The sequence below is a fragment of the Actinokineospora sp. HUAS TT18 genome (assembly GCF_051364635.1).
GTDB lineage: Bacteria > Actinomycetota > Actinomycetes > Mycobacteriales > Pseudonocardiaceae > Actinokineospora.
The window spans coordinates 1947506-1961703 of record NZ_CP195645.1 but is presented as its reverse complement, the minus strand read 5'-3'; the positions used below and the strand labels follow the sequence as shown (position 1 = coordinate 1961703).

The 14198-nt window shown below is 72.0% G+C and carries 11 protein-coding genes; 7 read left to right on the top strand and 4 right to left on the bottom strand.

Annotation, left to right across the window (positions count from 1 at the left end; genetic code table 11):
• Nucleotides 1-38 precede the first annotated feature (38 nt).
• Together ACSHT8_RS08630 and glmS are read left to right on the top strand one after the other, a co-directional pair.
• Nucleotides 39-308, top strand: a complete 270-nt coding sequence (locus tag ACSHT8_RS08630) for a hypothetical protein (RefSeq protein ID WP_436499443.1) — start codon at nt 39-41, stop codon at nt 306-308.
• Nucleotides 309-314: 6 nt separating this feature from the next.
• The gene (gene glmS, locus ACSHT8_RS08625) at nt 315-2135 is read left to right on the top strand and encodes a glutamine--fructose-6-phosphate transaminase (isomerizing) (RefSeq protein ID WP_436499442.1); all 1821 of its coding nucleotides are present in this window, start codon (nt 315-317) and stop codon (nt 2133-2135) included.
• Here the strand turns inward: glmS and ACSHT8_RS08620 are convergent, their stop codons facing one another.
• On the bottom strand, nt 2136-3875 hold the full coding sequence (locus ACSHT8_RS08620; protein WP_436499440.1) for an EAL domain-containing protein: 1740 nt from the start codon (nt 3873-3875) through the stop codon (nt 2136-2138).
• A gap of 166 nt (nt 3876-4041) precedes the next feature.
• Complete coding sequence (locus ACSHT8_RS08615; RefSeq protein WP_436499438.1) at nt 4042-5181, bottom strand: lycopene cyclase family protein; 1140 nt, start codon at nt 5179-5181, stop codon at nt 4042-4044.
• A gap of 12 nt (nt 5182-5193) precedes the next feature.
• On the opposite strand from ACSHT8_RS08615, the gene ACSHT8_RS08610 reads away from it, so the two are divergent.
• Both ACSHT8_RS08610 and ACSHT8_RS08605 read left to right on the top strand, forming a co-directional pair.
• Nucleotides 5194-6744, top strand: a complete 1551-nt coding sequence (locus tag ACSHT8_RS08610; protein ID WP_436499436.1) for a deoxyguanosinetriphosphate triphosphohydrolase family protein — start codon at nt 5194-5196, stop codon at nt 6742-6744.
• Nucleotides 6744-7409, top strand: coding sequence for an acVLRF1 family peptidyl-tRNA hydrolase (locus ACSHT8_RS08605; RefSeq protein WP_436499434.1), 666 nt, complete (start codon nt 6744-6746; stop codon nt 7407-7409). Before ACSHT8_RS08610 ends, ACSHT8_RS08605 begins: the two co-directional genes overlap by 1 nt.
• A 558-nt stretch (nt 7410-7967) precedes the next feature.
• Here ACSHT8_RS08605 and ACSHT8_RS08600 read toward each other — a convergent pair.
• Nucleotides 7968-8729 (bottom strand): SDR family oxidoreductase, encoded by a 762-nt coding sequence (locus ACSHT8_RS08600; protein ID WP_436499432.1) that lies wholly within the window; start codon nt 8727-8729, stop codon nt 7968-7970.
• A 177-nt stretch (nt 8730-8906) separates the two neighbouring features.
• On the opposite strand from ACSHT8_RS08600, the gene ACSHT8_RS08595 reads away from it, so the two are divergent.
• Nucleotides 8907-10535, top strand: coding sequence for an ABC-F family ATP-binding cassette domain-containing protein (locus ACSHT8_RS08595; RefSeq protein WP_436499430.1), 1629 nt, complete (start codon nt 8907-8909; stop codon nt 10533-10535).
• Nucleotides 10536-10721: 186 nt separating this feature from the next.
• On the top strand, nt 10722-10931 hold the full coding sequence (locus ACSHT8_RS08590) for a helix-turn-helix domain-containing protein (protein WP_091382460.1): 210 nt from the start codon (nt 10722-10724) through the stop codon (nt 10929-10931).
• A 25-nt stretch (nt 10932-10956) separates the two neighbouring features.
• Here ACSHT8_RS08590 and ACSHT8_RS08585 read toward each other — a convergent pair whose 3' ends face one another.
• Complete coding sequence (locus ACSHT8_RS08585; RefSeq protein WP_436499427.1) at nt 10957-12201, bottom strand: glycosyltransferase 87 family protein; 1245 nt, start codon at nt 12199-12201, stop codon at nt 10957-10959.
• A gap of 142 nt (nt 12202-12343) precedes the next feature.
• Here ACSHT8_RS08585 and ACSHT8_RS08580 point away from each other — a divergent pair, with 142 nt between their 5' ends.
• Nucleotides 12344-14197 carry an ABC transporter ATP-binding protein gene (locus tag ACSHT8_RS08580; protein WP_436499425.1) on the top strand — a complete coding sequence of 618 codons (1854 nt, stop codon included), beginning with the start codon at nt 12344-12346 and terminating at the stop codon, nt 14195-14197.
• The last annotated feature ends 1 nt before the right edge of the window (nt 14198 follow it).

The window sequence follows — 14198 nt, the reverse complement described above, 5'->3', positions numbered from 1 at the left end:
TTGCCGAACCCGGCTTCTGGGTGCCAGTGTCGGCGCTTGTGACCGAGTCACCGCCGCCGGACCTCGTCCGGCACGTCGCGGGCACCACGGGACTTCCCCTGGGTGTGGCCGCGCGGGTCGTCGCCGATGTGGTCGCCTACTTCGGCGAGACGACCGAGGACTACGTGCGCCGCAGGCACGCCGAACTGCGGCGCGGGCAGTACCGCAACGCGCGGATCTGGACCATGGTCGCCGAGGAGCTGGCCGCCAGGGCGGTCGCGCCGCCGGTGCTGACCGAACGTCAACTGCGGCGCATCGTCTACGGGTGAGGGAACATGTGCGGGATCGTCGGATACGTCGGGACGCGGGACGCCATCCCGGTGCTGGTCGAAGGGCTGCACCGGCTGGAGTACCGGGGGTACGACTCGGCCGGGGTCGCGGTGCTCCGCCGCGGCAAGGTGGTCGTCACCAAGGCGGCCGGGCGCGTGCAGACGCTGCGCGACCGGCTCACCAAGCCGACGCCGTCGACCATCGGCATCGCGCACACCCGCTGGGCCACCCACGGTGAGCCGTCCGACCGCAACGCCCACCCGCACCTCGACGCCGAGGGCCGGATCGCGGTGGTGCACAACGGGATCATCGAGAACGCCAAGCAGCTGCGCGCCCGCCTGGAGGCCGCGGGTGTCGAGTTGGTCTCCGAGACCGACACCGAGGCCGTCGCGCACCTGATCGCCGCCGAACTCGGCGCGGGATCGCTGGAGGACGCCGTGCGCGCGGCGCTGCGGCAGGTCGAGGGCACCTACGGGCTGGTCGTGCTCGACCGCACCCGGCCGGACGAACTGGTCGTGGCGCGCAACGGGAGCCCGATCGTGCTGGGTATCGGCGACGGCGAGATGTTCGTCGCCTCCGACGTCGCCGCGCTCGTCCACCACACCCAGCGTGTCGTGTTCCTCGACGACGGCGAACTCGCCACGGTCCGCGCGGGGGAGTACCGCACGAGCACCCTGGAAGCGCGCCGCACCAGCAAGGAACCCACCACGGTCGACATGGTCGCCGACGACTACGAGCTCGGCGGCTACCCGGACTTCATGCGCAAGGAGATGGCCGAGCAGCCCGAAGCGGTCGAGCGGGCGCTGCGCGGCAGGCTCGATGAGCGGTTCGCCACCGCGCACCTCGGCGGCCTCGGCCTCGACCCGATGGCGCTGCGCGCGGTGCGGCGGGTCAAGTTCCTCGGCTGCGGCTCGGCCTACTACGCGGGCCAGATGGGCGCCACGCTCGTCGAGGAACTCGCGCGGATCCCGGCCGACGCCGAGCCCGCGTCGGAGTTCCGCTACCGCAACCCGGTGGTCGACCCTGACACGCTCTACGTCGCGATCAGCCAGTCCGGCGAGACCCTGGACACCCTCGCGGCCGTGCAGGAGCTGCGGCGCAAGGGCGGCCGGGTGATCGGCGCGGTGAACGTCGTCGGCAGCGCGGTGGCCCGCGAATGCGGCAGCGGGGTGTTCCTGCACGCCGGTCCCGAGGTCTCGGTCGCCTCGACCAAGGCCATGACCAACATGTCGGTCTCCTTCGCCATGCTCGCCCTGCTGCTGGGCCGGGTCCGCGACCTGTCCGCCGCCAACGGCCAGCGCATCGTGGCCGGGCTCAAGGCGCTGCCCGCGCGCATCGAGGAGGTCCTGGCCGACGACGCGTCGATCCGGGAGATCGCCAAGCGGCACGCGGGCGCCAAGCACATGTTCTTCCTCGGCCGCGTGCGCGGCTGGCCGGTGGCGCGGGAGGGCGCGCAGAAGCTCAAGGAGATCTCCTACGTCCACGCTGAGGCCTACCAGTCCGCCGAGCTGAAGCACGGCCCCCTGGCCCTGATCGACGCCGACATGCCCAGCGTCGTCGTGGTCCCCGACGACGAACTCCTGTCGAAGAACCTCGCCACGATCGAGCAGGTGAAGGCCCGCGGCGGCCCGGTCATCGCGGTCACCAACGCCGACCTGCCCGCCGGGCTGGCCGACGACGTGATCCGGGTGTCCAAGGGCGAACCCGAACTCGACCCGATCGTGCTGACCGTGGCGCTGCAGCTGCTCGCCTACCACCTGGCGGTGGAACTGGGCCGGGACGTGGACAAGCCACGCAACCTGGCCAAGAGCGTCACCGTGGAGTGACTAGACGGCGTGCTGACCAGCGAAGGGCCGTGTCTCCCGCAACGCGTGCTGGGGGCGCGGCCCGCCGGTCCGGCCGCGCAGGACCTCGACGCGGTCGGCGCCCGGGCGGGTGAGCACCCAGCTCGACCCGGCGACGGCCTTGGCCTGCTTCTTCAGCGGTGCCAACAGCTTCGACGCCTCCCGGTACGAGCGGACCGAGCCGACGCCGCACACCAGGGAGGCCAGCGACACCGTCACCGGCAGGCCCTCGGCGCTCCACATGCGGTCGACCACACGGGCCACCAGTGGGGCGATCTCGTCCAGCTCGGTCACGATCAGGAAATCGTCACCGCCGACGTGGCCGACGCGCACCCCGGGCAGCTCCGCTTGGGCGTCGGACAGGGCGCGGCCCAGCGAGCGGATCAGGTCGTCGCCCGCGGCGAAGCCGACGGTGTCGTTGACGACCTTGAACCCGTCGACGTCGAGCCAGGCCACGACGAACATCTCGCCGTCGCGGATGCGGCGGTCGATCTCGCGGTCGACGACCTCGCTGCCGGGCAGCCTGGTCAGCGGGTTGAGGGCGGCGGCCTGCTCGATCTTGGCCTCGGCGACCCCGCGCACGACCTCGCTCAGCCGCACCACGCCCACGCACACGCGGTGGTTGTCGGTGACCACGATGTCCTCGCCGGAACGCTCCCAGCCCGCCTCGCTGACCATGTCCAGCAGCTCGATGGCCGTGGCGTCGGCGCGGATCGCGCGCGGCGCGTCGGCGTGCCTGCTCGCGGCTTTCTTCGCGTTGAGCGCGTGGCCGTAGGGGCCGGTGACGGCGAGCAGGAAGCGGCTGCGCTCCACCGAGTAGGCGGGCCTGCCGTGCTCGTCGACCAGCACGATGCCGTTGATGGCCGGGGACGCGGCGAACGCGTCGCGGACCTCCTCGGCGGTGGCGGTGTCGGGCAGCGTGGTGGCGGGCCGGACGAAGTCCGACACCAGCGGCACGCCGGTGACGTCGCTGGTGGTGGTCGTGGCGTTCAGCTCGATGATCTCGGCGACCGGGCGGGGCAGCGGCACCGCGGTGGTCGACGCGTCGTGCGACGCGCCCGCCAGCAGGTTGCCCTGGGCCAGCCGCACGCCGAGGCGGTTGAGGCAGAGCAGCTGGTCCTCGTTGTCGACGCCGACCGCGGCGAGGCGGATGCCGGTGCGCGTGCAGTAGTGGGCCAGGCTCTCGACCACGGCCAGGCTCGGCGCGTCGTCGGGCAGCCCGCCGATGAGGTGGGTGTCGAGCTTGATCAGGTCGGGGCCGACGTCGGCCAGCAGTGACAGCGGAAGGTCGCCGTCGCCGATCGAGTCGAACGCGATGCGGTACCCGGCGTCGCGCAGCTGGGCCAGACCGCGGATCAGCTCGGCGCGGTGGACGCGGCTGAACGGCGGGGTGATCTCCAGGACGACCTCGGTGGTGGCGCGCCCGCTCTGGCCCAGCGGCAGGCGCAGCGTGGCGATCAGCTCGTCGGCGCGGGCGGCGGTGGCGGCCACGAGGTTGATGTGCAGCGGCACGGTGCGGTCGTGATGGGCCGCCGCGGCCACGGCGCGGGCGGCGAGGGCGATATCGGTCTCGACGAGCCGTCCCGTTTTCCCGGCCTGGCGCAGTAAGTCGTAAATTCCGCCGGAGCCCGGTCGCGCGAGGGCTTCTATCGCGACGGGCTCGCCGGTTCGGGTACTGAGCAACGGCTGAAACACGAAGCTGACGTCCTGAACCACGGTCACGCGCCGATTCTGCCTGCTCCGAGCCGGTCCGTGACGGTTCGTCACCAGCTGTTCATGCGCCTGTGGTCTGTCTCACGGCTGCGGGGTAAGCGATTGTCACACAACAGCGACTGCGCGTTACCCGAATGGATTAGCGCCGGATATCCAGCACGCGTGATGGAAATTGTCACCGCAATAGCAGGATTGTTTTGCGAATTCTCCACGGGGCGGCGCGGAACACCGCGAGCATGGCCGCGGTGGTGCCGGGGACGTCCTCGCGGCCGGTGAGGTAGGCGTCGCGCAGGTCCGGGGTCAGCGTGAAGAACGACTCGAAGAACGCGGGGTGACGGTCGGCGGGCAAGGTCAACAGGGTTCGCAGGCCGCGCGTGCGCAACCTGTGCACGATCCGGGCCTTCGGCGACCAGACCGCCTTGCGGGCAGCGGTCCCGGCCTGGCCGCGCGGCGCGTCGGCGATGGCCGCGGCCACGCGCGGGGCCAGCGCGAACGTCTCGCCCAGGCTGTAGCCGGTGGCCGGGTGGACCATGCCGGCCGCCGCGCCGAACGCCACCGCGTCCCCGCGCCACGGCGGCGGCACGTCGAGCGCGAACCGGACCCACTCGACCCGGCCCGTCAGGTCGACACCGCGGGCGGCGAGCCGATCGCGGAGGACCGCGCGTGGGATGCCGGGACGCGCGGCGAGGCTCGTCTCCTCCAAGAGCACGCGATCTCCGGGCAGGGGAACGGCGTAGAGGAAGGTGGCGACGCCGTCGGCGGTCGACCAGTGGTCCATGAACACGGCCTCGCCCGGCTTGACGAACGGCGCGGACGCGGCGGGCACGACCACCCCGTAGGCGGTCTGCTCGGCACGCGGGCCGCCCAGAGGTCCGCCGGACAGAACCCGGCGCACGCCGGAGGCGTCGACCACGACCGCGCACGCCAGGCGCGTGCCGTCGGCGAGCGTCGCGGTCACCCCGTGCGGGCCGTGGTCGGCGGCGATCACCCGCCCGGTCACGGCCGTGACGCCCCGGCTGAACGCGGCGAGGACGACGTCGTTGCGCAGCACGCAGTAGCCGCGCTCCACGGGCTGCCCGACCGCGCGGACAGCGCTCGCGGTGATGAAGGAGTCGGGTGGCAGCCCGGCGCACTGGTCGCGCCACATGCCGTAGGTGGCGGGCCACGGCGCGAACGGCGCCGGATCGACCAGCGCGGTGTCCAGTCCGGCCCGCGCGCAGTGGTGCGCGAGCGCCCACCCGGCGGGCCCCGCGCCGACGACCACGACATCCACGACGTTGATCTCATCACGCGGGCCGTCCGCCTGCTCAACCACTAGCCTCAGCGCATGTCCGATCACCTCCGCCACCGCGAGTCCCGCCGCGACGCCGCCGCCGGGCCGGTCGACCTCACCGCGAGCCCCTTCCGCGGCGACCGCGACCGGATCGTGGCCTCGCCGTTCTTCGCGCGGCTCGGCGGCGTGACCCAGGTGGTCAGCGCGGCGGGCTCCGGGCTGTTGCACAACCGGCTCACCCACAGCCTGAAGGTCGCGCAGGTCGCCAGGGCGATCGCCGAGCGGCTGGTCTCCGACCCCCAGCTCGCGCCGCTGCTCGACGACCTCGGCGGCTGCGACCCCGACGTCGTGGAGGCCGCCGCCGTCGCCCACGACCTCGGGCACCCGCCGTTCGGGCACCTCGGCGAGCAGGTGCTCGACCGGCTTGCGCGGCACCGCTTCGGCCTGCCCGACGGGTTCGAAGGCAACGCGCAGAGCTTCCGGATCATCACGACCACCGACACGCGCGGGCCGCGCGCGGCGGGCCTCGACCTGACCGCCGCCGTGCGCGCGGCCACGCTGAAGTACCCGTGGACCCGGCTGACCTACCCGGCGCCGCATCCCCGCCACATGGCTGACCCGCCGCGCGGCGCCGCCGAGCCGAAGGACGCGCCGGGGACCGGGTCGAGCAAGTTCTCGGCCTACGTCACCGAACTGGACGACGTGATCCAGTGTCGGGCGTCGTTCGACAAGCGGGTCGACCCGTGGCAGCAGACCGTCGAGTCGTCGGTGATGGACAACGCCGACGACATCGCCTACGCCATCCACGACTTGGAGGACTTCCACCGGGTCGGCGTCCTGCAGCACGCGCCGGTCTCGGCCGAACTGGGCCAGTGGGAGTCCGACCGCGCCGAGTTCGCCGCCCTGGACGACGCGGAACTGGCCAAGCAGCAGCGCAAGCCGGGGCAGTCGCTGGAGATCCTGCGGCGGCGGCTGCACGCGCGCGACTCGTGGATCGTCGACGACGAGGTCTTCGCCGCGGCGGTGTCGCGGGTGCGCGCCGAACTGGTGGACGACCTGCTGTCGGTGCCGTTCGACGGGTCGGTGGCCGCCGAGCAGGCGTTCGGGCGGTTCTCGTCCGGCTGGACCGCGCGGCTGGTCGCCGGGGTGCACGTGCTGGCCGACCCGCCGACCCGGTCCGGGCATGTGCTGCTGGGGCGCGAGCAGTGGCACGAGGTGCAGGTCCTGAAGTTCGTCCACCGCCGGTTCGTGTTGCTGCGACCGGACTTGGCGCTCTACCAGCGCGGTCAGGCGCGGCTGCTGACGTGGCTGGTGGAGGCGCTGGAGCAGTGGCTGTCGGACCCGTATGAGGCCGACCGGCTTCCGCGCAGGCTGCACGACCTGGTCGAACTCGCCCACGGCGAGTATGCGGCGCTGGCCGCAGGGAGTCCCGAGATGCTGATCGGCGCCACCGGCGAGACACCGCCCGGCGGCGTGATCGCCCTGGCCCGCGGCCGCGCGGTGATCGACTTCGTCGCGTCCCTCACCGACGGGCAATCCGCCGCGCTCCTGGAGGCGCTGTCGGGCCGCACCGGCCAGTCCTGGTCCGACGCGTTCGTGCTCTGATGTCCAAGGGGCGCACGGTTTCGGGCGGTGGTCGCGGTGTCGAGGTTCCCCCGGAACGCGTCGCGGGCTGGTTCGACCGCTTCGGCGCGCGGCATGAGGGTGTCAGCGGGACGGTGATCACACCGTCGACGGTGGTGGTCTCGGCGGCCGACGGCGCCACGGCGACCGTCGAGGTGCCGTTCGCGCCCATCGAGGATGTGGGGGAGTGGCCCGGCCTTCGGGTGGAAGGCTTGATCGCGCACCTGGAACGGCCGCGGCTGGTGGGTCTGGTGCTGGTGCGGCTGGGTGGCCACAGCGTGGGAGTCGCGTCGGCGGGCAAGGTCGTCGTCTCGCGGACCGATCGGCACCAGGTGCACGGGCGCAGCGCGGCGGGCGGGTGGTCGCAGCAGCGGTTCGCCCGGCGGCGCGAAGGGCAGGCGCGGCAGTCGTTGGAGGCCGCGGCCAAGGATGTGGCCGAGGTGCTGGGGTCGCGGGTCGGGGAGCTGGACGCGGTGGTGCTCGGTGGGGATCAGCGGGCTCTCGACATCCTGCGCGCCGAACGCGGACTGGCCGCGATCTTCGCCATCGCCGAGTCGCGGGTGCTCGACGTCCCCGAGCCTCGCCGGAGCGTCCTGGACGACGCCGCGGTGCGGGCATTCTCGGTCGAGGTCGTCGTGCGGGACTAGCCCCTAGGTCAAGTTCCCAGGTCATGCACAGGTGGGACACAGAATCGCGGCGGAGAGTCGGTTCCATGAGTGAGACACCTCCGTCCGGTCCCCAGGACCGACCTGTGCCAGCCGGTTCCCCGGCGGAACCGCCCACCGAGAAACTCCCGGCCGCGGAGACGGCCGCGGAACCCGCCGCCGCTCAACCGGCCGAGGCGCCGCAACCCGCCGCTCAACCCGCTGCCGTCGCGCAGCCTGTCGCCGCTCAACCCGTCGTCGCGGCCACACCCCGGCGTTCGGTCAGTTTGCTGGTCGCTGCCCTGGTGGGGGCGGGACTGCTGCTGGTTGGCGGCGTCGCGGGGTACTTCATCGGCGACGCCGGGGACGGCCGGGGTGGCCGCGGCGGGCATCCCGGATTCGCCAGGCCCGACCTGCGCGGCGGGTTCGATCAGGGGCCAGGTTGGGGTCCCGGCCCCCGGCGCGGTGAGCGGCGGGGACCGATGGCGCCACCGACCACCAGCCAGTCGCCCGCACCCACCAGTTCGGCGCCGACGACCACAGCATGACGCGGGATGGTGGTCAGCCCAGCGTTCCCGTCGCCAGGAGGCCACCATCCACCCGCACCGTCTCCCCGGTGATCCACGCCGCGGCGTCCGAGGCGAGGAACGTCACCAGGTTCGCGACGTCCTCCGGAACCCCGAGGCGCTTCATCGGGTACGCCTGGGCGGCGTTCTCCTCGCCCTGCGCGTAGAGGGCCTCGGCGAAGCGGGTCTTCACCACTCCCGGCGCCACCGCGTTCACCCGGATCTTGGGGCCGAGCTGCCACGCCAGCTCCTCCGTCAGGCGGATCAGCGCCGCCTTGCTGGCGCCGTAGGCCGCGATCACGCCCGTCGACCGCAGCCCCGCCACGGACGCGATATTGACGATCGAGCCGCCGTGCTCGCCCATCCACGCCTTCACCGCGAGCTGGATGAAGCCGAGCGTGCCGACGACGTTGGTGTCGAAGGTCTTGAGCACGGCGCCGAGGTCGGCGTCCACCAGCGACCCGTACACCGGGTTGATCCCGGTGTTGTTGATCAGGATGTCGGCGCCGCCCAGCTCGTCCACGGTCCGCGTGATGACAGTCGCCCGGTCGTCGGCCGAGCTCGTGTTCGCGGCGATGGCCAGCACCCGGGCTTCCGGCACGGCCGCGCGGATCTCTGCCGCGGCGGCTTCCAGGGGCTCGGGCTTGCGGGCCGAGATCGTCACGGCCGCGCCCGCGCGGGCGAGATCGGTGGCGATGGCCAGGCCGATCCCACGGCTGGCCCCGGTCACGATGGCGGTCTTTCCGGCGAGAGTCATGACCAGCACCCTAGCTAAGCAAGCGCTTAGGTTCGAGTGCGGGCGGAAACCGGTCGACGGCGACCCGTACACTGGGCTCGTGCTTCTCATCGACTGATGTGCGGGAGGGCTCGGCCGTCGAGGCGGTCGGGCGGACGACCCCTGCCATGCCCAAAGCGATAGACGGAGCCTTTCACTGTGATCACCGCAACCGACCTCGAACTTCGCGCGGGTTCGCGCATCCTGCTCTCCGACGCCACGCTGCGCATCCAGGCGGGCGACCGGATCGGCCTCGTCGGCCGCAACGGAGCGGGCAAGACCACCACGCTGCGCGTCCTCTCCGGCGAGGGCGAGCCCTACGCGGGCAACGTCCACCGAACCGGCGAGATGGGCTATCTCCCGCAGGACCCCCGCGAAGGCGACCTCTCGGTCATCGCCAAGGACCGTGTCCTGTCCGCGCGCGGGCTCGACCAGTTGCTGCGCGAGATGGAGAAGGCGCAGACCGCCATGGCGGAGCTGGTCGACGAGACCAAGCGCGACGCCGCGGTGCGCAAGTACGGCAGGCTGGAGGACAGCTTCTCCAGCCTCGGCGGGTACGCCGCCGAGAGCGAGGCGGCGCGGATCTGCTCCAACCTCGGCCTCGCCGACCGTGTTCTCAACCAGCCGCTGAGCACGCTCTCCGGTGGCCAGCGCCGCCGCGTCGAGCTGGCGCGCATCCTGTTCGCCGCCTCCGAGGCCGGTGCGGGCGGCGGGTCCGGCACGATCCTGCTGATCGATGAGCCGACCAACCACCTCGACGCCGACTCCATCGCGTGGCTGCGCGGGTTCCTCAAGGGCCACAACGGCGGCCTCGTGGTCATCAGCCACGACGTCGACCTGCTCGCCGACGTGGTCAACAAGGTGTGGTTCCTCGACGCGGTGCGCGGCGAGGTCGACATCTACAACATGGGGTGGCAGCGCTATCTCGACGCGCGGGCGGCCGACGAGAAGCGGCGCAGGCGCGAGCGGGCCAACGCGGAGAAGAAGGCAGGCGCCCTCATGGTGCAGGCCGACAAGCTGCGCGCCAAGGCCACCAAGGCCGTCGCCGCGCAGAACATGATCAAGCGCGCCGAGAAGATGGTCAGCGGGCTCGACGCCGTGCGCCAGTCCGACAAGGTCGCCAAGATCCGCTTCCCCGAGCCCGCCCCGTGCGGCAAGACCCCGCTCACCGCCGAGGGGCTGAGCAAGTCCTACGGTTCGCTGGAGATCTTCACGGGCGTGGACCTGGCGATCGACAAGGGTTCACGGGTCGTCGTCCTGGGCCTCAACGGCGCGGGCAAGACCACGCTGCTGCGCCTGCTGGGCGCCATGGAGAAGGCCGACTCCGGCGAGGTGATCGCCGGACACGGCCTGCGGCTGGGCTACTACGCCCAGGAACACGAGACGCTCGACCACGAGGCCAGCGTGTGGGCCAACATCCGCCACGCCGCCCCCGACACCGGCGAGCAGCAGCTCCGGTCGCTGCTGGGCACGTTCCTGTTCACCGGCGAGCAGCTCGACCAGCCCGCGGGCACGCTGTCCGGCGGCGAGAAGACCAGGCTCGCGCTGGCGGGTCTGGTGTCCAGCGCGGCCAACGTGCTGCTGCTCGACGAGCCGACGAACAACCTCGACCCGGCCAGCCGCGAACAGGTCCTCGACGCGCTGCGGCGCTACTCCGGGGCGGTCGTTCTGGTGACGCACGACCCCGGAGCGGTCGAGGCACTGGAACCCGAGCGGGTGATCCTTCTCCCAGACGGGACCGAGGACCACTGGTCCCCGGACTATCTGGAACTCGTTCAGCTCGCCTGAAATTGGGCATTACGCAGGGATCTTGTATTCAAAGATCACCCTGTGTCCCGGACCGGGTATCAACGGTGATCACACCTTCCGGACACCTTTTTGTCATCTCGTCTGGCAATCCGCGCTGCCGTGTTCGATCATTGCGGCGGTAGGGGACTCCTTGGCCCCCACCACTCGCGACGGAAGGCGGACAACGTGGCTGACCTCAAGAAAGGCGCGCGGATCACCGGTGCCACGCGCGACAAACTCGCAGGCGACCTGAAGAAGAAGTACGAGAAGGGCGCCAGCATCCGAGCGCTCGCGGAAAGCACCGGCCGCTCGTACGGATTCGTTCACCGGGTTCTCTCGGAGTCCGGCGTGACTCTGCGCGGACGCGGCGGTGCGACGCGCACCAAGAAGAAGTAACCCGATCTGGCCCGTATTCGTCCGGCTAGGACTGTCCGGATGGATCTCGTGTCGTGCCGGTCGCGTAGTCGGGTCCGGTGTCCCGCAGGGGCATCGGACCCGGGTCGGCCGCGCGCGCGAAGGCGATCGCGGCTCCCGCGAGCGCGACGGGGTAGACCAGGTAGCCCCACCGCGTGGCGGGCGCCAGCAGGATCGCTGTGCCCAGCCCCACCGCGACCCGGACCAGCACGTCGGTCCCCGAGCGGGGTGGACGCACGACCAGCCAGGCCGTGATCGCGCAGGCCGCGGTGCCGAGCAGGACCAACGCGATCACGTGCCCGACCGGCCCTGATCCGGCGATCAGGTGGCCGGGCAGCGGGCTGGACGCGGGTGAGGAAGCCTGCCCAAGCCCGATCGGGAACTTGATGACGTGCTCGACGAAGGCCGCCGGGTCGGCGGCCAGCACGGGCACGGTGATGAGCGCGCCGACCGACACCAGCGCGCCGAGGTAGCGGGCCAGTGCCCGCACGCCCGCGTGGGCGAGCAGGCCGAAGCCGATCACCACGGCGGCGGGGACAGCCGTCAGCTTCATGGCGACCATGACAGCGCAGACCGCGCCAGTCCACACCGGACTGACGCGGTAGGCGAGCGCGGCCGCCAGCACGATCAGCGCCACGATCACGACATCGTCACCGGCCACGCTGAGCGTGAGCGCGGTGAGTGGGCTGATCGCGGCCAATTGCGCCCCGCGCACCGAGACCTCGGGCTTGCCGAGCACCCGCCACGCCGCCCACACGGCCAGCGCGGAGCCGAGCAGGAACATCACCCGGGAGTCGGTCAGCGGGTGGTCGCCGAACACCGCCCGCGGCAGGCCGAACACGCTCATGGCCGGGCCGTAGGGCGTGTAGTCGTCGGGGTGCGCGGCGCGGCCGAGCGTGGCCAGGTCGGTGTAGGGCGTGCCGTCGGCCAGCAGGAGGCGGGCCGCGCGTTCGATCACCCAGACCTCGGGCTGCGCCGGGAACGACCACGGCCACGGGCCCCACACGAAGTCCGGCGCGCGCCGGAACGCCAGGTAGAGCAGCGGCGCCAGGGTGCTGAGCGTGCCCGCGACGGCGATCGCCGCCCAGCGGCGGCCCGCGATGGTCAGCGCGACCGCGGCGAGATATCCGCCGACAGCGAAATTGCCCCACACGCGGTAGCCGTAGAACTCCGACACCAGGGCCGTGACCAGCGCGAACGCGCCGCTGACGAGATAGAACGCCAAGTCGAGCCGCAGTGCCGCGCGCCCCATCGCCACCCTTTCGTCACCCGGTCACGGCAGGCTACCGACCCGGTGGTGACCACCACGGACACGGGCGGGAAGTTCCCAGGTCGTCGCCGCGTTGTACGAGAGTTGTCTTCGAGAGAGGGGGTGCGCATTGGATAACTTCTCCATGAGGGGCATGGCGCGCTCGATGGGCCGGACCGATCTGCCCAAGGGCCTGCGCAAGGGCACGATCCGCCGGGTCTTCACCTTCAGCCGCAGGCACCGGCCGCGGCTGGTCATCTTCCTGATGCTCACGGTGGTCTCGGCGGTGCTGGGGGTCAGCTCGCCGCTGCTGGCAGGCCAGGTGGTCGACGCGATCGTGGGCCGCGAGCAGGTGTCGGTCGTGGTGTGGCTGGCCGTGGCCATCGCAGGGCTGGCGATCATCGGCGCGGGCCTGGGGGTCGCCGAGCGCTGGCAGTCGGCGCGGATCGGCGAGGGCCTGATCTACGACCTGCGGCGCGCGGTGTTCGAGCACGTGCAGCGCATGCCGGTCGCGTTCTTCACCCGCACCCGGACGGGCGCGCTGGTGAGCAGGCTCAACAACGACGTGATGGGCGCCCAGCGGGCGTTCACGTCCACGCTCTCCGGGCTGGTCACCAACGTGATCCAGCTCGTGCTCTCGCTCGCGGTGATGATGACCCTGTCGTGGCAGGTCACCGCGCTGGCGCTGGTGCTGCTGCCGGTGTTCGTGCTCCCGGCGCGCCGGATGGGCCGCAAGATGGCCGACCTGCAGCGCGAGGCGTCCACCCTCAACGCGTCCATGACCACCCAGATGGCCGAGCGCTTCTCCGCGCCCGGCGCCACCCTGGTCAAGCTGTTCGGCCGCCCCGACGCCGAGGCCGTCGAGTTCGGCGACCGGGCAGGCCGGGTCCGCGACATCGGCGTGCGCACCGCGATGGCCACGCGCTGGTTCATGACGAGCCTGCAGCTGGTGTCCGCGCTGGCCCAAGCCCTGGTCTACGGCCTCGGCGGCTACCTCGCGCTGACCGGCGACCTCGCGCCCGGCACCGTCGTGGCGCTGGCCCTGCTGCTGACCAGGCTCTACGGTCCGCTGACCGCCCTGGCCAACGTCCGTGTCGACGTGATGACCGCGCTGGTGTCGTTCGAGCGGGTCTTCGAGGTGCTCGACCTGCCGCCGATGATCGCCGAGAAGCCTTCGCCGCGCCCGGTGCCCGCGGGTCCGCTGTCGGTGGAGTTCGACGCGGTCCGCTTCGCCTACCCGGCCGCGGAGAAGGTGTCGCTGGCCTCGCTGGAGGAGGTCGCCGTGCTCGACCAGCGCGGCGGCGAGGAAGTGCTGCACGGCGTGTCCTTCCGCGCCGAGCCCGGCCGGATGGTGGCGCTCGTCGGCTCGTCCGGCGCGGGCAAGTCGACCATCGCCTCGCTCATCCCGCGGCTCTACGACGTCGACTCCGGCGCCATCCGACTGTCCGGTGTGGACGTCCGGGACGTCTCGTTCGACGACCTGCGCGGCGCGGTCGGCGTGGTCACCCAGGACGGCCACCTGTTCCACGACACGATCCGGGCCAATCTGGCCTACGCCCGCCCCGAGGCCACCGACGACGACATCTGGCACGCCATCCGGCAGGCCCGGCTCGGCAAGTTGGTCGAGTCGCTGCCCGACGGCCTCGACACCGTCGTCGGCGAACGCGGCTACCGGCTCTCCGGCGGCGAGCGGCAGCGGCTGACCATCGCCCGCCTGCTGCTGGCCCAGCCCCGCGTGGTGATCCTGGACGAGGCGACCGCGCACCTGGACTCCGAGTCCGAGGTGGCGGTGCAGGAGGCGCTGGCGACCGCGCTGGAGGGCCGCACGGCCCTGGTGATCGCCCACCGCCTGTCGACGATCCGCGCGGCCGACCAGATCCTGGTCGTCGAGGCGGGCGAGATCGTCGAGCGAGGATCGCACGACGAACTCCTCGCGACCGGCGGCCGCTACGCCGAGTTGTATCGGACACAGTTCGCCGAGGAGGACGCGGCGGCCTGAG

Excerpts from the sequence above, each read along its gene's own strand:
- glmS (WP_436499442.1), top strand. The coding sequence starts at position 315 with ATGTGCGGGATCGTCGGATACGTCGGGACGCGGGACGCCATCCCGGTG.
- ACSHT8_RS08610 (WP_436499436.1), top strand. The coding sequence starts at position 5,194 with ATGTCCGATCACCTCCGCCACCGCGAGTCCCGCCGCGACGCCGCCGCC.
- ACSHT8_RS08605 (WP_436499434.1), top strand. The coding sequence starts at position 6,744 with ATGTCCAAGGGGCGCACGGTTTCGGGCGGTGGTCGCGGTGTCGAGGTT.
- ACSHT8_RS08600 (WP_436499432.1), bottom strand. The coding sequence starts at position 8,729 with ATGACTCTCGCCGGAAAGACCGCCATCGTGACCGGGGCCAGCCGTGGG.
- ACSHT8_RS08585 (WP_436499427.1), bottom strand. The coding sequence starts at position 12,201 with ATGGGGCGCGCGGCACTGCGGCTCGACTTGGCGTTCTATCTCGTCAGC.
- ACSHT8_RS08580 (WP_436499425.1), top strand. The coding sequence starts at position 12,344 with ATGAGGGGCATGGCGCGCTCGATGGGCCGGACCGATCTGCCCAAGGGC.